Raw genomic sequence first — 22137 nt, 5'->3', positions numbered from 1 at the left:
AAACGTTACAGAAGGAAGTGTTAGTTTGAGTAAAATAAGATTTTTTGCATTAGGTGGACTAGGCGAAAATGGGAAAAATATGTATGTCATCGAGGTTGATCAACAACTATTTATATTGGATGCGGGGATTAAGTATCCAAGCGCTGAACTGTATGGTGTCGATGAAATCATTCCAGATTATAAAGTTTTAATACGTGCTAAAGATCGTATAGCAGGCATTTTTTTGTCGCATGCTCATGAAGATCATATCAGTGCACTCCCACATATTCTAAAGGATTTAAATGTTCCTGTTTATGCAACGAACTTCACGATGCAAATATTAAAGGATTTATTGAAAGATGAGGGTTTTAATCTTGATGATTTAACTTTAAATACAATTTCTCAAAATAGCATTATTAAATTTGGACACGTTAGAGTCACATTTTTTAATACGACACATTCCATTCCAGAATCAGTTGGGATTGCTGTGCATACAGTAGATGGAGTTATTGTTTATACAAGTGATTTTACGTTTGATCAAAGCGGTGATGTGATGTATCAAACTGATTTTAGAAAGATTAATGAGTTGGCAGAAAAAAATGTTTTAGCATTATTAATCGAATCCTTAGGTTCTACACTAGAACTTAAAGGTGGTGTCTCTACCAATTTAAACCATAAAATTAATAGTATATATACCAATGCTGAAGGAAGAATTATTGTATCGCTATTTTCATCAGATTTAAGAAAAATACAAAGAATCATCGACATATCGTTAATGCATCATAGAAAAATAGCGATTATTGGTAGAAGGGCACAAAGAATTGTTGATATTGCTATTCAAAACGGTTATTTAAACATTCCAAAGGAATCTTTAATAACATTACGTTATATCGATGATAAAAATAAAAATGATGATAAAAACATCGTTGCACTAGTTACTGGTAACCGTCATGAACCGTTCTTTATGTTACAAAGAATGTGTAAAAAGGTTGATCGACTCATTAATATTACTGACGAAGATACGGTTATTTTAATGACTGCACCAGTACCTGGTACAGAAAAAATGGCAGCACGCACATTAGATATCTTATATCGAAGTGATGCGAAAGTAGAAGTCGTTGATAAGAGATTATTAACAGCAGCACACGCGACTGCTGAAGAAATCAAAATGATGATTAATTTGCTCAAACCTAAATATATCATCCCAACGATTGGTGAATTTCGTCACCAGTTTGGTGTGAGAAGACTTGCACAAGAAATCAATTATAAAGAAAATCAAGTCCATTTATTAGATAATGGAGATGTCTTGACATTCGATAATAAAGAAACATATGTTTCACGTAGTGAAATCAATGTAGGAGAAATTCTAATTGATGGTACTGCTGTTGGGGATGTTAATGACTTTGTGATGAAAGACCGTGAATTATTGGCTGAAGATGGGGCTTTATTGGTGGTTGCACATATTAGTCCAAGAACTAAGAAAATCATCGGAGAAGTTAAAATTATTACTAAAGGATTCGTTTATGTACAAGAGTCCGAAGAGATTTTAAATAAAGTTAAAGAGAAATTCATTGAAGTCAGTCAAAAACATTTGGAAGGCAAATATATCAACTGGAATGAATATAAAAGGGATGTTCGTAATGAAGTGAATCGTTTTATTTACCAAGAAACGAGAAGATCTCCAATTACGATTCCAGTTATTATCTCTACTGAAAATTAAAAATACCCAAATTTGGGTATTTTTTTATCGCTTAATTTTCTTAACTTTATCAATAATTTTCAATCGTTCAGCTAATGCTTTTTCATAGCTTGACTCTGTTTTAGGATGATAATATGTTTTATCTTTAATTTTATCTGGTAAATGTGTTTGATCATTAATGCTATCAGCATCTAGATGAGGATAATGATAAATTTCAGGGTTTAACTTAATCTTTCGATTATTAACATGATCAGGTACAGTTCCAGTATCTGTATTTTCATAATCTGCAATTGCATTATCGATTGCTGCTATAGCAGTATTTGACTTCGGAGATATCGCCATATCAATAACGACATTCGCAAGGATAATCCTAGCTTCAGGAAACCCAACACGAATGGCTGCATCACACGCATTTAAGACTTTACCACCCATTAATGGATTTGCTAAGCCTATATCTTCATAGGCAATAACTAGAAGTCTTCTAATGATAGATTGAAGATCACCTAACGTTATTAAACGTGCTAAATAATGGATTGATGCATCTACATCTGATCCTCTTATTGATTTTTGTAATGCAGATAAAAGATTATAAAAATGGTCCTCATGATCATCTAGATCATGGCTCACCTTACCAGCAACACGATAAACGGTTTGTGCTGTTAAAAGGTCGCCATCATTTAAAACTAAAGATGCACTTTCCAAAATATTTAATGCTGTTCTTACCTCAGAGTTTGAGTACCTTGTTATAGCACTTAACGCATTTTTATCAATTCTAATATCAACATCTAATTCTTTAATTGCACTCATTAAGGCTTTTTCAATCGCTTCATCATCCAATTTCTTTACTTCATACAAATGACACCTTGATCTAATCGCCATATTGATGCTTTGATATGGATTTAAGGTTGTTAAACCAATAACTGTAGCATTACCATTTTCCATATAAGGTAATAAATAATCTTGAACATCTGTCTTCATTCGATGAATTTCATCGATAACGATTAAGATATCATGATAATTGGTCGTTTCAATAATATCTTTTAATTTAGCTTTACTATCTGTAGAAGCATTAAAAAAATAAAAATCGAGTTCTGATTGTTGTGCAAACAGTTGAGCAATCGTCGTTTTTCCTGTACCAGGAGGACCATGTAAAATAAATGAAAGTAGTTTCTTTTTTTCTAACATGGAAACTAAAACACCATCATGTCCAACCAGATGGTCTTGTCCAAAAACATCTTCAAATTTTTGTGGTCGCATACGATAAGCTAATGGCTTCATTTCATCACCTATTTAGATTATAGCATACTTGCTAAAAGTTTAGAAATGAGTTAAAATAGAACGGTATAACAATGCTCTTTTTTTATAAAAGAGACACCTAGGAGGATTTATTAATGAATTTAAAAGATTACATTGCAGATGTGCCTGATTTTCCCAAAAAAGGTATCCTTTTTAGAGACATAACACCACTCATGTTAAACGGCAAAGCATTTCAATATGCTGCTGACCAATTTATTCAATTTGCTAAAGATAAAAAAGCAACATTAATTGTTGGTCCTGAAGCAAGGGGCTTTATTTTTGGATGTCCTGTTGCAGCTGGTTTAGGTATTGGATTTGCTCCTGTAAGAAAACCTGGCAAATTACCTAGAGAATATGTTAGTGTATCCTATGATTTAGAATATGGCTCTAATGAACTATGTTTACATTCTGATTCTATCAAAAAAGGTGATAGAGTTTTAGTCGTCGATGATTTACTTGCTACAGGCGGAACGATGGATGCAACCGTCAAGTTAGTTGAAAAACTAGGTGGAGAAGTTGTTGGTTTAGCATTTCTTATAGAACTTTCTGAACTAAAAGGTAGAGACAATTTAAGAAATTATGATATATTAACATTAATCACTTACTAAAGGAAGTGTTTTTATGAACGATCCACTGTTTCAATCCCTCTTCGAATCTTTCGATTCTTACATCAAAAGAGAGTCTGACATTGAGCTTATTAAAAAAGCTTATTTTTTGTCGAAAGAAAAACATGAGGGGCAAATGCGAAAGAGTGGAGAACCTTATATTACACACCCTGTTGCAGTCGCTAAAATCTTAGCTGATCTAAGAGGTGGTCCTGCAACCTTAATAGCTGCATTACTTCACGATACGGTAGAAGATACTATTCTAACATTAGCAGATGTTGAAAAAACTTTTGGAAAAGATATTGCACTACTCGTTGATGGCGTAACTAAAATTAGTAAGCTTTCATTTAATACACAAGCATCTCAAGCTGATAATCATCAAAAAATGTTGTTAGCGATGGCTAAAGATATTCGTGTGATCTTAATTAAAATTGCGGATAGATTGCATAATGTGCGTACACTTGATTCTATGTCTCCAGATAAACAATATAAAATCGCAACTGAAACATTAGAAATTTATGCACCACTTGCCCATCGATTAGGTATCTTTAGAATTAAGGCTGAATTAGAAGATCGTTCGCTTCGGTATACAGATCCACCAATGTATTATCGTGTTTCTAATATGATTCAAGCTAAAAAAGCTGAACGTGAAGCATCAATTGGTCATGTGATCGAACATATTACAGAATTATTTCAAATAAGTGAGCTGATCGATTTTGAAATCAAAGGTCGCATCAAAAATATATATAGTATCTATAAAAAAATGGTTAAAGATCAAAAGCAATTTGAAGATATTTATGATCTTTTAGCAGTTAGAGTAATTGTTGATCGTGTAGAAACATGTTACCAAGCACTAGGTATTATTCATGCTAACTTCACACCAATTCCAAGACGATTTAAAGACTATATAGCAGTACCTAAACCCAATATGTATCAATCGCTTCACACAACTGTTTTATCTGATGATGGAACACTTTTTGAAGTGCAAATTAGGACACCTGAAATGGACCAAATTGCAGAATTTGGGGTTGCTGCACACTGGGCTTATAAAGAAAATAAAACATACTCAAAAGAAAGAGAACAATTTGAAATTGCTCAAAAACTTAAGTGGTATGGTGAGCTTCTAAAAATGAGTGAAGATACGGATGAAACCGAAGGTGGGGCAGAAGAGTTCGTTGGAACGATTAAAGGCGATATTCTTGATGCTAACGTTTATGTTTTTACACCTAAAGGTGAAGTCATAGAACTTCCAAAAGGTTCAACACCAATTGATTTTGCTTATAGAATCCATACGGATATTGGAAATAAGATGGTTGGAGCCTTAGTTAATAATCGAATCGTAACACTTGATTATGAACTTAATACTGGCGATATTGTTAGTGTTAAAATAAATAAGAACTCTTATGGCCCAAGTGAGGATTGGTTAAAAGTAGCTAAGTCTTCTCATGCGAGACATAAAATCAAAAGTTTCCTAAATAAGTTAAACAAAGATTCTTTAATGCAAACAGGTAAAGAAACCATTGATCGTGAGTTTACAGCTAATAAGATTAATGAGTCACTAGACGATGCATTTGTTAAAAAGCATTTCGAAAAGAATATGATTACAACCGTCTCTGATTTATATTTAGAAGTCGGAAAAGGAAATGTCAGTCCGAAAACTGTTGTCAGTAAGATGTTAGGTCATGAAGTTGATCCAAATCTGATGTTACAAAGACAAATGGAAAAAGCTTCTAAACAATTAACGACACATCATGAAACAGGTGTCGTTATTGAAGGACTATCAAGCCCACAACTTAAATTATCTAATTGTTGTCTGCCGATTCCTGGAGATTCAATTTTAGGATATGTTAGTAAGCAAAGTGGTATTGTTATTCATACTAAAGATTGTCCTAACACTAAACAATTTGAAGAAAATCGTTTAATTGAAGCTTTTTGGACACAAGAAATTACAAGAAAATACCCGACATGGATAAAAATAGTCGGTGGCAATAAAGCCACGTTATTGACTGAAGTCGTTACCACCATTAATGCATCAAGTGTAGCGATTGCTGAGGTCAATGCAATTACAACCTCAAGTTTAGAAATAATAATTAAAGTCAAAGTATCGATTACAAACTTAAATGCATTACAATCACTGATGGTTAATTTAAGAAAAATTAGTGAAATCTATTCAGTGGAAAGAGATTACAAATGAGAGTCATCGTTCAAAGAGTTGAAAGCGCAAAAGTTGAGGTTGATTCAAAAGTTGTAGGACGTATTGATCAGGGTTATTTACTTTATGTTGGTATCCACGTAGAAGATGATGAACAAAAAGTGATTAAAATGGCTGAAAAAGTGCACAATCTAAGAGTTTTCGAAGATGATGAGCAAAAGATGAATCTACCTTTAGCAAATAAAAATGGGAGCATATTAGCAATATCCCAATTTACGCTATATGGAGATACTAAAGGCAACAATAGACCATCATTTATTCAAGCAGCAAGACCTGATCAAGCAGAAAAACTATATCTATTGTTTGTCAATGAACTTAAAAAACATCATCATGTCGAACAAGGCGTTTTTCAGGCGCATATGAAAGTTCATTCAATTAATGATGGACCGGTGACAATCCTGATTGAATTCTAATTGACAAAATTATCTTTTTAAGATAATATTGAACTATAAATAAATCGTCAATGATAAAGGAGCTCTAATAGAGCAGTGACACCTTTTGAGGCAAAAACAAGACATTGAGGGCTAGAAACTTTTCTAGAACTAAGGTGGTACCGCGTATATTTTACGTCCTTAGAGTTTTTTTGAGGACGTTTTTATTTTGATTGAGGTGGATCATGAAGAAACCGTACAAATTGATGCCTGTTGTTTATTTTGATAACTATGTACTAAGAACACTGAAAAAAACCGATTACAAAGACATGTATGACTACGGAAGAGATCCTGAGGTTACAAGGTATTTGTCATGGGGACCTTTTGTTATGCCATCAGAAGCTAGACGCTCGATTTCACAAATTTTCTATCCAAGAATTAGACATGGATTGCCAATTGGTTATGCCATTGTAGATGTGAAGACCTCTAAAATGATTGGAACTATTGATTTTCATAGTAAAATAAGAGGTGAAAACGGAGCTGAAATTGGCTACGTCTTACATCAAAACTATTGGAATCAAGGTATTATGTCACAAGCCATTAAGAAAATGATAGAAATAGGTTTTGATTACCTCAATTTTGATTTATTAAGAATTAGACATTTAAAGAAAAATGTAGCAAGTCAAAAAGTTATTGAAAAAACACCATTTAAATTTATCCAAAAAGAAAAATATGTTTTAGAAAAAAGCAATTCAATATTAGAAGATGAGATGCTCACATATGAGCTTACCAAGGAGGATTATTATGGCAGTCAACAAAGTCAAAGGAACCTATGATGTATTACCAAGTGAATCATATTTATGGCAAGCATTAGAAAATCAAATAAGAGAGGTTCTAGGGCAATATAACTTTAAAGAAATCAGAACACCTATTATGGAGTACAGTGAAGTTTTTCACCGTCATACTGAACTATCCGATATGGTCACCAAAGAAACTTATGACTTTGATGACCGTGGAGACAGAAAATTGACACTTAGACCAGAGGGTACTGCAGGTGTGATTCGAAGTTATGTTGAAAACAAACTTTATACAAGTCAAGAGCTAGAAAAAGTCTATTACATCGGACCTAATTTTAGATATGAACGTCCTCAAAAAGGTAGATATCGCCAATTTTATCAATTTGGCGTTGAAGCTATTGGTACAGTCGATTCTGCTTTAGATGCTGAAATGATTATATTAGCCTATGATTTTATGAAAAGGTTAGGGTTAAAAGGGGTCAGAGTTAAAATCAATAGTTTAGGTGATGAAGAGTCAAGACAAAACTACCGTAAAGCTCTAGAAGACCACTTTCAACCACACGTTCATGAACTATGTAGTGATTGCCAACAAAGAATTACAAAAAATCCTTTAAGAATATTGGATTGCAAAGTCGATCAAAAACATAAAGCAGTTAAAGAAGCACCAACACCACAAGATTATTTAAATGAAGTTTCAAGAGCTTATTTCCAAAAAGTGCTACAACATTTAAATGCTGCAAAAATAAGCTATGAAATCGCGCATAAGCTTGTTCGTGGTCTAGACTACTATAGTCATACAGTTTTTGAAATAGAGGCTGATATTGAAGGTTTTGGGGCTCAAAACGCACTTGGTGGTGGTGGCCGTTATCAAAAACTTGTTTCAGAACTTGGTGGACCAGACTTAGGGGGTATTGGGTTTGCTTGTGGTATGGAAAGATTACTTTTAGCTTTGGAAGCTGAAAATGTAGCATTTGCTAAAGAAAGTGAACTAGATGCATATGTCATAGTTTTTAGTGAGGATTTAAAAGTGGTTGCTACAAAGATACTTTATGAACTTAGAGTATCTGGTGTTAAAGCAGATATGAACTATACACAGAAATCATTTAAGGCACAATTAAAACAAGCACTAAAAATGAATTCTAAATACTTAATTATATTAGGTGATGATGAGTATCAAAAAGGTGTTGTTGGTATTAAAAATACGAAAACAGAAAAACAAGAAGAAGTCGTGATTTCTAAAATTAAAAAATATATGACAGAAAAACTGGAGAAGAAATAAAATGAAGTATACGCACCATAATCATGAATTAAATAAAAATCATATAGGTATAGAAGTTTATCTTAAAGGTTGGGTTGCTAAGACGAGAAATCTTGGAGGTTTACTTTTCATTGACCTAAGAGACCGATTTGGAATGACACAACTCGTTGTCAAACCTGAAAATAAGAATTATGAAACAGCTTTGAAGATTAGAAACGAGTTTGTTATAGAAGCGAAAGGCATCGTTATTGAACGTGAAAATAAAAATTTAAATATGCCAACAGGAGAAATTGAAGTTGATGTTTTTGACTTAGTTATCCTAAACACTTCTGATAATCCTCCTTTAATCATAGCAAATGATACAGATGCATTAGAAGATACTAGACTTAAATATAGATATCTAGATTTAAGAAGACCTGTTATGCAAAACTTTTTAATTAAACGACATGAGATTGTACAATCCATTCGTCAAACACTCGTTGATGAAGGTTTTTATGAACTAGAAACACCAATTTTAGGAAAATCAACTCCTGAAGGAGCAAGAGATTATTTAGTACCTTCAAGATTATACCCAGGCAGTTTTTATGCATTACCTCAATCACCACAAATTTATAAGCAATTATTTATGATTGCTGGATTTGAGAAATATTTCCAAGTTGCAAGATGTTTTAGAGATGAAGACCTTAGATCTGACCGTCAACCTGAGTTTACTCAAATCGATATTGAGTCATCATTTGTCGAGGAAGAAGATGTAAGAGAAATCATTGAAAAAATTATGGTAAATACATTTAAGAAAGTTTTGAATGAAGAAGTTAAAGCACCATTTGAAATCATGACCTATCACAAAGCAATGGAACTTTATGGAACAGATAAACCAGATCTTCGTTATGAAATGTTGCTTAAGGATTATACTGAATTTTTCAAAGGTATAGATATACCTCTATTTAATGATGAACCTATGGTAAAAGGATTGATTCTCGAACATGGTGAAAGTATATCTAGAAAGAAAGTGGATCAACTAACAGAACATGTCAAGAAAAATCATGGAAAAGCATTAGCTTTTGTTAAGTATAGTAAAGGCTCATATACTGGAAGCATCATTAAATATTTAAATGAAGAACAACTTCAGTCATTAAATCTTGGAGAAGATCATGTGCTATTCTTAGTTCCTGGTAGTTTCGATGATGTTTCATCAAGTTTAGGAGCTTTAAGAATCGAGTTAGCAAACCAGTTTAATTTAATACCTAAAGATGTTTATAAGTTCATATGGATTAATGAATGGCCATTATTAGAATATGACGAAGAAGAAAAAAGATTTTATGCCAAGCATCATCCATTCACAGCTCCTGTGAATGCATTAGTCTTAAAAAATAACCCACATCAAGCAATGGCAAAGGCGTATGATATCGTTTTAAATGGTTATGAAATTGGTGGAGGATCCATTAGAATTCATAATCAAGATGTTCAAAGATTGATGTTTGATACACTGGGCTTAACTAAAGAAGATGTGCAACATCGTTTTGGATTCTTTGTTGATGCATTAAAATATGGGACTCCACCACACGGTGGACTTGCATTAGGTTTAGATCGAATTGTTATGTTAATGACAAATACAACGAATATTAAAGACGTCATTGCGTTTCCTAAAACTCAAAGTGCAAAGGATATGATGATGCAATCACCATCTGATGTGGATCAAAAACAATTAGATGAGCTTGAATTAAAGGTAGGTAAGTAATATGAAGAGTATCGTTTTAGGTGGAGGATGTTTTTGGGGTGTTGAAGCCTATTTTAAACAACTTAAAGGCGTTGTAGAAACGTCTGTTGGTTATGTTGATGGCAATAAACGAAACCCTACATATCAAGAAGTATGTGGTGGTGTAGCTTCACATACTGAAGCATGCCAAATATTTTATGATGAAAATATCATCAAATTAGAAAATGTTTTAGAACAATTTTTCAGAATCATTGATCCGTTTGTTAGAAATCGTCAAGGACATGATATCGGAAGACAATATAGATCAGGTATTTATTTTGATTATGAAGAAGACGAAAATAAAATTGTTGAATATATTAAAAACCATTTTGGAAAAGATTATGATCGTGTTCAAACTGAAGTTAAAAAGAATGTTGATTATGATTTAGCTGAACCTTATCACCAAGACTATTTAAAGAAAAACCCAGGTGGATATTGCCACGTTGACTTAAACCTCGCTAAAAAGGAGGAAATCAAGTAATGCGTAAAGATTATATTACATGGGACCAGTATTTTATGGGCGTTGCTAAGCTATCTGCGATGCGTAGTAAAGATCCAGGCACACAAGTTGGTGCTTGTATTATAAATGCTGGTAAGCGTATTGTTGGGATTGGTTATAATGGTTTGCCACAAGGATGTAAAGATGATGAATTTCCATGGGGTAATGAAGGTGATTTTCTTCAAACAAAATACCCTTTTGTCGTCCATGCAGAAGCAAATGCTATCTTAAATGCAACAACGAACCTAAAGGGATCAACGATGTATGTTACATTATTTCCATGTAATGAATGTACTAAACTCATTATTCAAAGTGGTATTACTGAGATTATCTATGAGTCCAATAAATATCAAAGTTCAAAAGAACATGAGGCAGCTGTAAAAATGCTAAAAGCTTCTCATGTCAACTTTAGACAGATTCAGGTTGGAGAGTTGAGATATGATAAAATTACTTAAGCAATATAAAAAAATTCTTATTATTTTAAGTTTCCCATATGTTTATTTATTGATGGTGTTGGTCATGCCGACACAAATGGCAGTGACTGCTCCAGGAGGGTTAACTCGAGTTGTTGATTCAATCCAATTAGAAAATGTAGAGTTTGTAGACAATTTTAATACAGTTTACGTATATTCATATAACCCGATAACACCATTTCAATCATTTGTACTATCAAATGATAAAACAATGAATGTTTATGAAATGACAGCAAGACAAAGGGATACTTCGTGGAAAGATGATTATACTGCCGGACAGATCCAAAAATTGGTATCACTAAAAACATCTATTATTAAAGCTTATGATTTAGCTCATGATCAAGATAATCGTATAAGTATTGATTATTATTATGCAGGGTTGTATTTAACGTATAGACCTAGTCGATTAACTGATTTAAAAGTAGGAGATAAAATTGTTGCGATTAATGGTATTAATTATTCTGGACATACACATGAAAGTTTCCTTGCGCTAGCTTATCAAAATGAAGTGACATTTACGATATTGAGGACAGAAGAGGATTTAGGTGTTTATCATACAGTAACTTATCAGTATGATGAAGATGACCCACGGATGATTTTTTATCCCAATTATGAGATTGAGAGTGCGTCTCCAAACTTTACTTTACCAGGCTTAGATGGTTTAGTAGGCGGACCTAGCGGGGGTATGATTCAAACACTCAGTATTTACGCAAGTTTACTAAAACTAAACATTGGAGATTTGAAAATAGCTGGAACAGGCACGATTGAGATGTCTGGAAAGATCGGAAGAGTCGGTGGTGTACCACAAAAAATGTACACCGGTTTGTATCAAAATATTGATGTTTTCATCGTTCCAGAAGCACATATCGATGATATCCCTGGTGTTATTTTCCCATATGAATTGGTTATAGTTGACACGATAGAAGAGGCGGTGCAGTGGCTTAATGAATACAATGATTAACAAAATATTTTCATTTTTTAGAAGGTATAAAAAGCTGTTAAGGTTAATTGATCGAGAGACAACAATGAAAAGCGTTCTAAAATCAGTTGCTGGTGCACTCGTGTTGTCATTATTTTCGATAGCAATCCCCGTTTTGGTGGTTGTCAATATGTTTATATATACTAAACTTACATTTATTTTATCAATTTTTTTGGTTATCATCATTATGGGATGGAGTTTTTTATATTATTTCTTTTATTACAGACTATTAAAGAGTTATCACGATAAAATTAAAAACATCAACACTTTATTACCACAACTAACAGAAAGTACCATGGTAGCAACATTTTTCTTAGTTGTTGGTATCGTTGTCTTATCAATAATATTTTAGGAGAATACTATGCTTATCGGATTAATTATCATTATATTATGTATTATCATCGATCAAACAACTAAATATGCCGCACAAGCTGCATTTGCTGGAACTTCGGGACGAACATTTATCCCCTATATTCTTGAATTTGGATATGTAGAAAATGACGGTGCATCTTTAAATATACTTGCAGGAGAGCAGTTTACATTTATGATCATTACTGTTTTTGCCCTAGGTATTTTTGGATATTTATTTTTATCATCAGATTTTAAAAATAAAAAAGCATATAGTATTGCTATCGCTTTATTTATTGGTGGAACCTTTGGTAATGCAATCGACCGTGCAATGCATGCTTATGTTATCGATTTTATGCATTATCCATTTCTAGAAATGATTTTAGGAAGATATGGTAGTTTTCATAATAATTTCGCTGACTTATTTTTAAGTGCGGCTATTGTTTTGTTTTCTATTGATTTATTCTTTTTAGAACCTAAAAGATTAAAGAAGGAGAAAATCAATGTCCAAGAGAGTCATTAAAGTTAAAGAAGAGTATCAAGGTCTTCGCTTAGACCTTTTTTTACTTGAAAACTATTATACTAATCAAAGTAGAAGTTATGTTCAACATGCCATTAAAGATGGTTTTGTAACGGTTAATGATCAAAAAGTTAAAACAGGTTATACACTTAAAACTGATGATTTTATTCAAATAGAAGAAATCGAAGCGAAAGAACTGGACTTAAAAGCAGTCGATTTAAACCTTGATATTGTTTATGAAGATGATGACTTATTAGTGATTAATAAACCTCAAGGAATGGTTGTTCATCCTGCTTCGTCTTATCATGAACCTACTTTAGTACATGGATTACTTCATCAAGTAGATGAGTTAAGTTCAATCAATGGAATTATTCGACCAGGAATCGTTCATCGCATTGATAAAGATACTTCAGGATTGCTTGTTGTAGCTAAAAATGATACAGCACATCAATCTTTGAGTTCCGATTTAGCACTTCATGAGATTGAAAGAGAATACATTGCTTTAGTTTATGGTGATTTCACAGAAACTGAAGGAACAATCACAGCCCCGATTCAAAGACATCCTAAAAACAGATTAAAAATGGCTGTTATTTCAGGTGGAAAAAAAGCAATAACACATTTTAAAGTTCTTGAAAGATATGGTAAGTATACTTTAGTATCATGTAAATTGGAAACTGGAAGAACACATCAAATCAGAGTGCACATGGCTTACATTAACCATCCTGTTGTAGGTGACCCAATCTATGGTCCAAAAGAAGTTGTTGGCTCAACTGGTCAGTTTTTACATGCTCAAAAACTATCCTTCATGCATCCGACAAAAAAAGAGCAAATGACTTTTACAGCCGAGTTGCCCCAAGTGTTTACAGATTTTATAACGGAACTTAAGAAAGATTCTGTTTCGTAATATTTTTGAAATTCATTTTCGCGATCAAACCTAAAGTTTGTAATCCCTTCTTGTCATGAAGTTCATTAATTTGTTCATCAACTTCTTTACTTGCACCTTTGAGTAATGTCACTCCAACTTTTTCACTATATTCATTCATTTTCACTAAAAATGCATATCTTGCTACGATTGAAGCTGCAGCAACACTTAAGTGAATTTGTTCAGCCCTAACATGAAAATCAATATCTCTATAAATTAGGGTTTCATCTTTAATATAATTAAAGTATAATTGAGGTGTGCAGAATTGGTCAACAATTACAGGGACTGTTTCTTTTAACTTAGAAGAAGTCTTGACAATTGCTTGATTATGAAGCAACGCCTTTATTTTATTTAAGTTATAACCTTTTGCTACTAATGAGTTATACTTCTTAGGTGTTAAAATAAGTAATGAGTGAATCAAACGCTTTGCAATTTTAGGTGCAACAGCAATAATTGCTTTATCATTCATATTTTTAGAATCTCTTACGTTAAGACTTTCTAAATATGTAATGTCTGTTTCACTTGCGTATGCTGCACAAACCACAATAGGTCCGAAGACATCACCAGTACCAACTTCATCTGATCCGATTGCTGCATAATCTTCACGATTTAGATGAGTTTTAATTGATACTAATTCATGAGTGACTTCCTTACCTTGCATTAACACCTTTCCGGTCTTATATGCAAGAATATCGATGCCATTATGAACAGCATGAAAAAGCAAATAGGGGTTATTATCCTCTATTTGGTGATATTGATATACACGATTGAGTTTTTCTAGTTCGCTATCTGTAACAGATATAGTATAATGTTTCATTTAAAATCTCCTATCAAAGTATATTATACCATAAAAAACGAAAAAAAGGTGTTACTTATGCGATTCATGACAAAAACATTAGAATTACCCCAAATTTTGGATATGATTTCTAAATATGCCAAATCGGATACGATTAGAAATGAAATTCTAAACATAGAACCTATGACAGATTTAGTTATGATTAATAAGCAGCTTGATGAAGTCATGGACATGACCACGCTTATCCAAAGAGCTGGTCTTTTACCGTTAATTGAAGATTATGATGTCCATGAATTGTTGAAATATGCAGGTATGGACCGTGTTTTTTCAATTCAGGAATTACTCTATATTAGATTGTTTTTAGTTATGGAAAGAGATATATTAAAATACTATAAAGAGATTCAAAAAAATAAGATATCAACATTGTCTTTATCTGAGTATTTTTCATCTCTACATTCACATGAAAGATTATTAGAGTATATTCAATCTAAAATAGATGAAGATGGACAAATATTGGATGATGCAACACCAGAGCTGCTAAAAATTAGAAGAGATTTGAGTAGATTTGATAAAAATCTTCAAGATAAATTACAGAAACTTTTAACAACATATAGTTCATATTTAAATGAAATGGTTATTGTTATTCGTAATGAACGGTATTGCATTCCAGTAAAAGATACATTTAAGAATCGAATTAAAGGTGTTATCCATGATGTTTCATCTAGTAAGCAAACAGTTTATATCGAACCAGAAGCTACTAGACAAATCACAGCAGAAATTGAGCAATTAAAAATCCAACAGGAAAAAGAAATTCAGAAAATTATTGCAATGATGAGTGAAGAAGTACACCAAGCTCACGCATCTTTAAAGGATAACTTAGATTTATTTTTAACATTTGATTTCATTTCAGCAAAAGCACAATATGGCATTTTATTAAATGCCGTGAAACCCAAAGTAAATACTGAAGGAACGATTTCATTAATTAAGGCAAAACACCCCTTATTAGATCAAAAAACAGCGATACCTATTCAGATGGAGCTGAATAAAGATTTTAAAACGCTTTTGATAACAGGTCCAAATACAGGTGGTAAAACAGTAGCTTTAAAAACCGTTGGGTTATTAACATTAATGACACAATCTGGTATTCTAATACCAGCAAATGAAGCTTCAAATATCGCTATATTTGATCAAGTGTTCGCAGATATTGGTGATGAGCAATCCATCTTACAATCTTTATCAACATTTTCATCACATTTAAATAAGATTATAGAAATGATTAACCATGTTCAAGATAATACTTTAGTTCTTTTAGATGAAATCGGAAGTGGTACAGATCCTAATGAAGGTGTTTCTTTAGCAATAGCTTTATTAAATTATTTTAAATCATTTGATGTTCGGATGATGGTAACTACTCATTATTCTGAACTAAAAAGCTATGCTTATGAACAGAGTCATATGGGAACTGCTTCAGTAGCCTTTGACAAAAAAACTTTAAAACCATTATATTATCTTCAAATGGGAACAACAGGATCATCACATGCTTTCTTAATTGCAAGACGATTAGGGTTAAAAGAAGAAGTTGTTGCTGATGCTGAAACAGTTTATCAAGGCAGACAAACTGACTTGGCCAAAGTGATGGAAAAGTTAAATGATGAAATGCTATATATTGAAAAGCAAAAAGAAAAGCTCGGTCAAGAGATTAATGAACTTAAAACAGCGAAGCAAGAATATCAACTATCTCGCGAAAAGTTAATGAAAGATCAAGAAAGAATTATCGAAAACATTAAGATAAAAGAACAGAAAAAATGGGATGATTTAAAAGATGAAGTCAGGGATCTTATCAAGGAACTTCAAAATAAGCAAGAACTATCAAAACCAGAAGTTGCAGCCTTGAAACACCAAATAAATCAAGGTATAGATCCAGATCAATCACATCGATTCATCGATGAATTAAAAATTGGTGACGAAGTTTATATCATTCCTTATCAACAATATGGTAAAATAGAATCAATTAAAAATGATGAGTATCGAGTCATCTTTGGAAAATTCGATCTAGAGTTTCAAGCATCAAATTTGAGAAAAGAACAACCTAAGATAGATTCAAAAAAGCGAGTACAACCAGTAAAGACAACACAAGGAGAAACACCAGAAAGAAATGCAAAACTTGAGCTTGATTTAAGAGGCTATAGATTCGAAGAAGTTAAAGATGCGATGGAACAAGCTATCGATCGTGCTTTACTTAGCGGCTTATCATCTTTAAGAGTTATTCATGGCTTCGGTAGCGGAGCAGTCAGGAAAGCTGTATATGATTATATCAAGAGTTCTCCATATGTTAAAACTCATCGATTTGGCGGTGAGGGAGAAGGATTAAATGGGGTTACTATTATTACCCTAAAATAATGCGAAAGGCTTGAATTAATCACTTATATAGCATATAATGAGATATATAAAATTGATAAAGAAATGAGGAAAATTGAATGATTGAATATCAAGGACAAGAGTATCAAGAAGTCATTGGACAACAAGGGTTAGTTGTTGTTCAGTATTATGCAACATGGTGTGGACCATGTAAGATGCTTAAACCAGTTTTAGATGCTTTAAGTACTGAGATGCAAGAAATTAAGTTTTACCGCTTAGACATCGATCTTTATAGAACACAAGCAATCGAAGCTGGTATTCGTAGCGTTCCTACAGTTGTTTTATACAAAGATGGAGAAGAAGTAGATCGTCAAAGTGGATATCAACCAAAAGAAAGAATTTCTGCTTGGATGGATCAATACAAATAATTAAAGCACTTTGGTGCTTTTTTTATTGTTATAAATTTAGTATAATAGATATGGTGATATCATGGATGGATTCTTATTAATTAATAAGCCTAAAGGATTGACATCACATGATGTCGTTTTCAAGATTAAGAAAAAGCTTCATGTTGATAAAATTGGTCATACAGGAACCTTAGATCCATTTGCTTGTGGTCTTTTGATTTTATGCCTTGGTAAAGCGACTAAACTTGCGTATATGTTTTCAGATTTAGATAAAGCATATGAGGGGACTATTGTTTTTGGCAAGCATTATGACACATATGATACAACCGGTCAAATCATGGATGAAAAAGAACCTCTTTTTAATGAAGAAGACTTAAAGAATGCAATGGATTCACTTAAAGGTAGATATCAGCAATTACCACCAATGTATTCTGCGATAAAAGTAGATGGTCAAAAACTTTATCAACTTGCTAGAAAAGGTCTAGATGTTGAAAGAGATACTAGAGAAGTCCAAATTTATGAGTTTGATATGAAGTCCAAATTGAGCACTAATCAATTTGGTTTTTATACATCAGTTTCTAAAGGTACTTATATTAGAAGCTTAGCTGTTGATTTAGCTAAAAAACTTAATACGTTTGCTGCATTATCATCATTAAATCGTTTATCTATTGGTAATTATCATCTTAAAGATGCAAAAACGATTGAAAATGTAGCGCCAGAACATTTAATATCTTTAAATGATTACTTCAAGACATATCCAAAAATTGCATTAAACGATTATATGATAAAATTAGTAAAGAATGGTGTATATCTTGATGAAAGACAAACAACGATAAACAAGCCTTTTATTGTTATTGATGAGCATAATCAAATGATTGCATTTTATGATGTTATTGGGCTTAACAAATATAAACCTATGCTTATTTTTTAGGAGTTTACATGAAAATTATTTCCGCAGCTTACAATTTAATACAAAATACAGATGCATTAACATTAACGCTAGGTAATTTTGATGGCTTACATTTAGGTCATCAACAGCTTATTGAGCGTGTTTTGTCTTATAAAGATACTAAACATGCTGTATTAACATTTGATCCACATCCTTCATTAGTTTTGAGAAAACAACCTTTTCGTACACTAACCCAAAAAGATGACAAAATAGAGTTATTCGCAAGATACCCATTAGATTACGCATTTATTGTTGATTTTGATTCGAAATTTTCAGAGTTATCGACAAAAGATTTTATCGATTTTTTACGAGGTATCAATGTTAAAAGATTAGTCATCGGACGTGATGCACGGTTTGGGTATCGTGGAGAGGGCACAATCCAAGATTTAAAAAGATATTTTATAGTTGATGTCGTTCCTGATCTCGTATATAACCACACAAGAGTCTCTACTACGTATATTAAAGACTTTTTATCAACAGGAGACCTGGGATCAGCAAGAAAGCTGTTAAATCGTCACTATCATATAAAAGGTTATGTCGTTCATGGTAACAAAGTCGGTCATAAATTAGGTTTTCCAACAGCGAATATTGATTATGATCATTACTTTTTACCAATGAGTGGTGTATACTATGTAAAAGTACTTGTTGATGATGTTTGGTATCATGCAATGGCGAACATCGGAAATAATCCGACTTTAAATTTTACCTTTGAAAAAAGGCTTGAAATCTACATCCTAGATTTTAACAAAAACATTTATGGTAAAAACATAAATATCGTATTTATGCACTACTTACGCAACGAATTGAAGTTTAAATCCCGAAATGAACTGATAGAACAACTAAAAAAAGATGAAACTTCAGTACGGAAATTAACAATTTAAAAAAATATGCTATAATAATTATAACGAGGTGGTATTATGAAGTTGATCATTGCTATTGTATCCAATGATGATGCAAACAAAGTTCAAAAAGCATTAGTGAAAGACAGATTCTTTTCAACTCGCTTGTCAACTACAGGTGGTTTCTTAAGAGCTGGTAATGTGACATTCCTCATTGGTGTCAATGATGAAAAAGTTCCACAAGCCTTGGAAATTATCGAAGCACACAGTAAAAAACGTACAAAACTGGTACCAAACACAATCGTAAACGAATTTGGTTCATTCTCTGCTCTACCAATTGAGGTTGAAGTAGGAGGAGCAACTGTATTTGTGGTCAATGTAGACCAATTTGTAAAAATATAATTGAATATCGTTGCATTTAAACAAAAAAATGCTACAATATAAAAGGCGGTAACAAGGATTAGGGAAAGCCAACCCAATCTTTAGTTATTCGAGAAAGGAAGAATACATCATATGGCACTATTAAAAGAAAAGAAGACAGAAATCATTAAGAAATACGCAACCAAAGAAGGTGACACTGGTTCGCCAGAAGTTCAAATCGCAGTTCTTAGTCAAGAAATTGCTGATTTAAACGCTCACTTACAAATTCACATTCATGATTTCCATTCACGTCGCGGTCTTTATATGAAGATTGGGCAAAGACGTCGTTTACTTAAGTACTTACGTAGTAAAGATGTTGATCGTTATCAACAATTGATACAAAAATTAGGATTACGTCGGTAAAAAGGTTGCTTATGCAATCTTTTTTTTTAATTTCTATACATCTAGGTGTTTTTGTGGTAATATATATAAGGCTATAGATAAGAAAATAGACATATAAAATGAAGGAGATTTTATATCATGGAAAGAAAAATTTATGAAACGACGCTTGGCGGTAGAGTTCTACGTGTCGAAATTGGTGAGGTAGCAAAGCAGGCAAATGGTGCTGCATTGATAACTTACGGAGACTCTACAGTATTAAGTGTTGTAACAGCAAAAAGTGAAGCTTCAGCTCAAGATTTTTTCCCTTTAATGGTAGTTTATCAAGAGAAGCTTTATGCAGCAGGTAAGATTCCTGGAGGATTTTTAAGAAGAGAAGGTAGACCATCAGAACACGAGACATTAACTTCTCGTTTGATTGATAGACCACTTCGTCCATTGTTTCCAGAAGGATTCAAGCATGACGTACAAATCATTAATACGGTATTATCTAGTGATCCACAATGTACTACTGAAATGGCTGCAATGCTAGGTTCATCCCTAGTATTAGGTATTTCTAACATTCCATTTAATGGTCCAGTAGCAGCTGTAATGGTTGGTCGTATTGATGGAGAATTTATCATCAATCCAACACCGGAACAAGAATTATTAAGTGATATTGATTTGATTGTTGCTGGGACAAAAACTGCGATCAACATGGTTGAAGCAGGTGCAAAACAAATCGCTGAAGATGTTATGTTAGATGCTATGATGTTTGCACATGAAGCGATTAAAGAATTAGTTGCATTCCAAGAAAAGATTCAAGCAGAAAATCCTAAGGAAAAAATGGCATTTGATGATTTTGCGATCCCTGAAGATATTCAAAAAGATGTTTCTAACTTTGCAGAAAAACGTTTGGTTAAAGCAGTATCTATTTTTGATAAATTAGAAAGATATCAAGCACTAGATGCAATTACAGAAGAAACTGTAGAACATTTCTCTAAAAAGTCGTTTTTTAAAGAAATTGATGGCATCAAAGTTTACGATGAAAAAGCTCAAAAAGAATATTTAGAACAAGTTGAAAAAACATTAAATCAAATCGTAACAAAAGAACTAAGAAGATTGATTACTGAAGACAAAGTACGTCCAGATGGTCGTAAAGTTGATGAAATCAGACCCTTATTTTCTAGAGTTGATGTATTACCTAGAACACATGGTTCAGCACTATTTACTCGTGGTCAAACACAAGCTTTAGGAGTTGTAACATTAGGTTCATTAGGTGAAAATCAAATCATTGATGGACTTGGTTTAGAAGATAGAAAACGTTTCATGTTACATTACAACTTCCCACCATTTAGTGTTGGAGAAACAGGTCGTTACGGTTTCGTAGGACGTCGTGAAGTTGGACATGGAGCACTTGGAGAACGTGCATTACTTCAAGTTTTACCAAATGAAGAAGAGTTCCCATATTCAATTCGTATCGTATCTGAAATATTAGAATCTAACGGTTCTAGTTCACAAGCAACTATTTGTGCTGGTTCACTAGCATTAATGGCAGCAGGTGTACCAATTAAAGCTCCAGTTGCAGGTATTGCAATGGGTTTAATCATGGAAGGTAAACATTATACGATTTTAAGTGATATCCAAGGAATGGAAGATCATGAAGGTGATATGGACTTCAAAGTTGCTGGTACTAAAGATGGTATTACAGCGCTTCAAATGGATATTAAGATTTCAGGGATTACTAAAGAAATCTTAAAAGAAGCATTAGAACAAGCAAGAATTGCTAGATTGCACATTCTTGATCATATGAACGAAACAATACCTACAGTACGTGAAGAATTGTCTCAATATGCACCTAAGGTGATGATGATTCAAATCAATCCTGATAAGATTAGAGATGTTATCGGTGCTGGTGGAAAAATTATTACTCAAATTATCGAAGATAACAATCAAGTTAAAATTGATATTGAACAAGATGGACGTGTATTCTTAATGCATTACGATCGCGCATGGTTACTTAAGGCAGCAGAAAAAATCAAGCAATTAGTTAGAGTAGCTATTGTTGGCGAAATCTATGAAGGTAAAGTTACAAGAGTTGAAAAATTCGGTTGCTTTGTTGAGTTATGGCCAGGAACAGAAGGTCTTGTTCACATCTCTAGATTAGCTAAAGAACGTGTCGAAAAAGTTGAGGATATCGTATCAGTTGGAGATCAAATTTTAGTTAAATGTATAGGTATCGATGACAAAGGTAGAGTTGATTTATCAAGAAAAGATGCATTGGTTGCCAAATAAAAACAATAGAAAATGAAGTTCAATGAACTTCATTTTTTAAC

General features: G+C 32.8%; 22 protein-coding genes. 20 read left to right on the top strand and 2 right to left on the bottom strand.

Annotated features, from left to right (window positions below; genetic code table 11):
• The first annotated feature begins 25 nt into the window (after positions 1 to 25).
• Positions 26 to 1699 (top strand): ribonuclease J, encoded by a 1674-nt coding sequence (locus QJ521_RS00580; protein WP_282838436.1) that lies wholly within the window; start codon positions 26 to 28, stop codon positions 1697 to 1699.
• Between the two features lie 24 nt (positions 1700 to 1723).
• On the opposite strand, the gene QJ521_RS00575 is transcribed toward QJ521_RS00580, so the two are convergent.
• A complete protein-coding gene (locus QJ521_RS00575; RefSeq protein ID WP_282838435.1) occupies positions 1724 to 2956 on the bottom strand; it encodes an AAA family ATPase in 1233 nt (410 codons plus the stop codon).
• Between the two features lie 113 nt (positions 2957 to 3069).
• On the opposite strand from QJ521_RS00575, the gene QJ521_RS00570 reads away from it, so the two are divergent.
• The 12 genes from QJ521_RS00570 to QJ521_RS00515 all read left to right on the top strand — a co-directional run bounded on the left by QJ521_RS00570 (position 3070) and on the right by QJ521_RS00515 (position 13696).
• Positions 3070 to 3582, top strand: coding sequence for an adenine phosphoribosyltransferase (locus QJ521_RS00570; RefSeq protein WP_282838434.1), 513 nt, complete (start codon positions 3070 to 3072; stop codon positions 3580 to 3582).
• Positions 3583 to 3595: 13 nt separating this feature from the next.
• Positions 3596 to 5773, top strand: coding sequence for a RelA/SpoT family protein (locus QJ521_RS00565; RefSeq protein ID WP_282838433.1), 2178 nt, complete (start codon positions 3596 to 3598; stop codon positions 5771 to 5773).
• The gene (gene dtd, locus QJ521_RS00560; protein ID WP_282838432.1) at positions 5770 to 6204 is read left to right on the top strand and encodes a D-aminoacyl-tRNA deacylase; all 435 of its coding nucleotides are present in this window, start codon (positions 5770 to 5772) and stop codon (positions 6202 to 6204) included. Before QJ521_RS00565 ends, dtd begins: the two co-directional genes overlap by 4 nt.
• Before the next feature lie 203 nt (positions 6205 to 6407).
• On the top strand, positions 6408 to 6998 hold the full coding sequence (locus QJ521_RS00555) for a GNAT family N-acetyltransferase (protein ID WP_282838430.1): 591 nt from the start codon (positions 6408 to 6410) through the stop codon (positions 6996 to 6998).
• The gene (gene hisS, locus QJ521_RS00550) at positions 6967 to 8238 is read left to right on the top strand and encodes a histidine--tRNA ligase (protein ID WP_282838428.1); all 1272 of its coding nucleotides are present in this window, start codon (positions 6967 to 6969) and stop codon (positions 8236 to 8238) included. Before QJ521_RS00555 ends, hisS begins: the two co-directional genes overlap by 32 nt.
• A gap of 1 nt (position 8239) precedes the next feature.
• Positions 8240 to 9955: an aspartate--tRNA ligase gene (aspS, locus tag QJ521_RS00545; protein ID WP_282838427.1), complete on the top strand. Its 1716-nt coding sequence runs from the start codon at positions 8240 to 8242 to the stop codon at positions 9953 to 9955.
• Between the two features lies 1 nt (position 9956).
• The gene (gene msrA, locus QJ521_RS00540; protein ID WP_282838426.1) at positions 9957 to 10454 is read left to right on the top strand and encodes a peptide-methionine (S)-S-oxide reductase MsrA; all 498 of its coding nucleotides are present in this window, start codon (positions 9957 to 9959) and stop codon (positions 10452 to 10454) included.
• Entirely contained in the window at positions 10454 to 10927 is a 474-nt protein-coding gene (locus QJ521_RS00535; protein WP_282838425.1) for a deoxycytidylate deaminase, read from the top strand. The genes msrA and QJ521_RS00535 overlap by 1 nt, the downstream gene beginning before the upstream one ends.
• Positions 10911 to 11906, top strand: a complete 996-nt coding sequence (locus QJ521_RS00530; RefSeq protein WP_282838424.1) for a S16 family serine protease — start codon at positions 10911 to 10913, stop codon at positions 11904 to 11906. The genes QJ521_RS00535 and QJ521_RS00530 overlap by 17 nt, the downstream gene beginning before the upstream one ends.
• 64 nt (positions 11907 to 11970) lie before the next feature.
• A complete protein-coding gene (locus QJ521_RS00525; protein WP_282838423.1) occupies positions 11971 to 12276 on the top strand; it encodes a hypothetical protein in 306 nt (101 codons plus the stop codon).
• A 9-nt stretch (positions 12277 to 12285) separates the two neighbouring features.
• Positions 12286 to 12795, top strand: a complete 510-nt coding sequence (locus QJ521_RS00520; protein ID WP_282838422.1) for a signal peptidase II — start codon at positions 12286 to 12288, stop codon at positions 12793 to 12795.
• Positions 12776 to 13696: an RluA family pseudouridine synthase gene (locus tag QJ521_RS00515; RefSeq protein ID WP_282838420.1), complete on the top strand. Its 921-nt coding sequence runs from the start codon at positions 12776 to 12778 to the stop codon at positions 13694 to 13696. Before QJ521_RS00520 ends, QJ521_RS00515 begins: the two co-directional genes overlap by 20 nt.
• Here QJ521_RS00515 and rnhC read toward each other — a convergent pair.
• Complete coding sequence (rnhC, locus tag QJ521_RS00510; RefSeq protein ID WP_282838419.1) at positions 13674 to 14531, bottom strand: ribonuclease HIII; 858 nt, start codon at positions 14529 to 14531, stop codon at positions 13674 to 13676. The two genes, QJ521_RS00515 and rnhC, sit on opposite strands and share 23 nt — an antisense overlap.
• A gap of 57 nt (positions 14532 to 14588) precedes the next feature.
• Here rnhC and QJ521_RS00505 point away from each other — a divergent pair, with 57 nt between their 5' ends.
• From QJ521_RS00505 to QJ521_RS00475, 7 genes are all read left to right on the top strand, one after another.
• Complete coding sequence (locus tag QJ521_RS00505; RefSeq protein ID WP_282838418.1) at positions 14589 to 16910, top strand: endonuclease MutS2; 2322 nt, start codon at positions 14589 to 14591, stop codon at positions 16908 to 16910.
• Positions 16911 to 16987: 77 nt separating this feature from the next.
• Complete coding sequence (trxA, locus tag QJ521_RS00500; protein WP_282838417.1) at positions 16988 to 17296, top strand: thioredoxin; 309 nt, start codon at positions 16988 to 16990, stop codon at positions 17294 to 17296.
• 61 nt (positions 17297 to 17357) lie between these two features.
• A complete protein-coding gene (gene truB, locus QJ521_RS00495) occupies positions 17358 to 18206 on the top strand; it encodes a tRNA pseudouridine(55) synthase TruB (protein ID WP_282838415.1) in 849 nt (282 codons plus the stop codon).
• A gap of 8 nt (positions 18207 to 18214) precedes the next feature.
• The gene (locus QJ521_RS00490) at positions 18215 to 19105 is read left to right on the top strand and encodes a bifunctional riboflavin kinase/FAD synthetase (RefSeq protein ID WP_282838413.1); all 891 of its coding nucleotides are present in this window, start codon (positions 18215 to 18217) and stop codon (positions 19103 to 19105) included.
• Between the two features lie 36 nt (positions 19106 to 19141).
• Positions 19142 to 19465 (top strand): cyclic-di-AMP receptor, encoded by a 324-nt coding sequence (locus QJ521_RS00485; protein ID WP_282838412.1) that lies wholly within the window; start codon positions 19142 to 19144, stop codon positions 19463 to 19465.
• Positions 19466 to 19576: 111 nt separating this feature from the next.
• Entirely contained in the window at positions 19577 to 19846 is a 270-nt protein-coding gene (rpsO, locus tag QJ521_RS00480; protein WP_282838410.1) for a 30S ribosomal protein S15, read from the top strand.
• A gap of 117 nt (positions 19847 to 19963) precedes the next feature.
• Positions 19964 to 22096 carry a polyribonucleotide nucleotidyltransferase gene (locus tag QJ521_RS00475; RefSeq protein WP_282838409.1) on the top strand — a complete coding sequence of 711 codons (2133 nt, stop codon included), beginning with the start codon at positions 19964 to 19966 and terminating at the stop codon, positions 22094 to 22096.
• Positions 22097 to 22137 lie beyond the last annotated feature (41 nt).

Origin of the sequence: Peloplasma aerotolerans (assembly GCF_030012175.1) — a bacterium.
GTDB lineage: Bacteria > Bacillota_I > Bacilli_A > Acholeplasmatales > Acholeplasmataceae > Peloplasma > Peloplasma aerotolerans.
Note: the sequence above shows the minus strand (reverse complement) of the source record. Positions and strands in the feature narration are given on the sequence as shown.

Excerpts from the sequence above, each read along its gene's own strand:
- QJ521_RS00575 (WP_282838435.1), bottom strand. The coding sequence starts at position 2,956 with ATGAAGCCATTAGCTTATCGTATGCGACCACAAAAATTTGAAGATGTT.
- QJ521_RS00570 (WP_282838434.1), top strand. The coding sequence starts at position 3,070 with ATGAATTTAAAAGATTACATTGCAGATGTGCCTGATTTTCCCAAAAAA.
- QJ521_RS00565 (WP_282838433.1), top strand. The coding sequence starts at position 3,596 with ATGAACGATCCACTGTTTCAATCCCTCTTCGAATCTTTCGATTCTTAC.
- dtd (WP_282838432.1), top strand. The coding sequence starts at position 5,770 with ATGAGAGTCATCGTTCAAAGAGTTGAAAGCGCAAAAGTTGAGGTTGAT.
- QJ521_RS00555 (WP_282838430.1), top strand. The coding sequence starts at position 6,408 with ATGAAGAAACCGTACAAATTGATGCCTGTTGTTTATTTTGATAACTAT.
- hisS (WP_282838428.1), top strand. The coding sequence starts at position 6,967 with ATGGCAGTCAACAAAGTCAAAGGAACCTATGATGTATTACCAAGTGAA.
- aspS (WP_282838427.1), top strand. The coding sequence starts at position 8,240 with ATGAAGTATACGCACCATAATCATGAATTAAATAAAAATCATATAGGT.
- msrA (WP_282838426.1), top strand. The coding sequence starts at position 9,957 with ATGAAGAGTATCGTTTTAGGTGGAGGATGTTTTTGGGGTGTTGAAGCC.
- QJ521_RS00535 (WP_282838425.1), top strand. The coding sequence starts at position 10,454 with ATGCGTAAAGATTATATTACATGGGACCAGTATTTTATGGGCGTTGCT.
- QJ521_RS00530 (WP_282838424.1), top strand. The coding sequence starts at position 10,911 with ATGATAAAATTACTTAAGCAATATAAAAAAATTCTTATTATTTTAAGT.
- QJ521_RS00525 (WP_282838423.1), top strand. The coding sequence starts at position 11,971 with ATGAAAAGCGTTCTAAAATCAGTTGCTGGTGCACTCGTGTTGTCATTA.
- QJ521_RS00520 (WP_282838422.1), top strand. The coding sequence starts at position 12,286 with ATGCTTATCGGATTAATTATCATTATATTATGTATTATCATCGATCAA.
- QJ521_RS00515 (WP_282838420.1), top strand. The coding sequence starts at position 12,776 with ATGTCCAAGAGAGTCATTAAAGTTAAAGAAGAGTATCAAGGTCTTCGC.
- rnhC (WP_282838419.1), bottom strand. The coding sequence starts at position 14,531 with ATGAAACATTATACTATATCTGTTACAGATAGCGAACTAGAAAAACTC.
- QJ521_RS00505 (WP_282838418.1), top strand. The coding sequence starts at position 14,589 with ATGCGATTCATGACAAAAACATTAGAATTACCCCAAATTTTGGATATG.
- trxA (WP_282838417.1), top strand. The coding sequence starts at position 16,988 with ATGATTGAATATCAAGGACAAGAGTATCAAGAAGTCATTGGACAACAA.
- truB (WP_282838415.1), top strand. The coding sequence starts at position 17,358 with ATGGATGGATTCTTATTAATTAATAAGCCTAAAGGATTGACATCACAT.
- QJ521_RS00490 (WP_282838413.1), top strand. The coding sequence starts at position 18,215 with ATGAAAATTATTTCCGCAGCTTACAATTTAATACAAAATACAGATGCA.
- QJ521_RS00485 (WP_282838412.1), top strand. The coding sequence starts at position 19,142 with ATGAAGTTGATCATTGCTATTGTATCCAATGATGATGCAAACAAAGTT.
- rpsO (WP_282838410.1), top strand. The coding sequence starts at position 19,577 with ATGGCACTATTAAAAGAAAAGAAGACAGAAATCATTAAGAAATACGCA.
- QJ521_RS00475 (WP_282838409.1), top strand. The coding sequence starts at position 19,964 with ATGGAAAGAAAAATTTATGAAACGACGCTTGGCGGTAGAGTTCTACGT.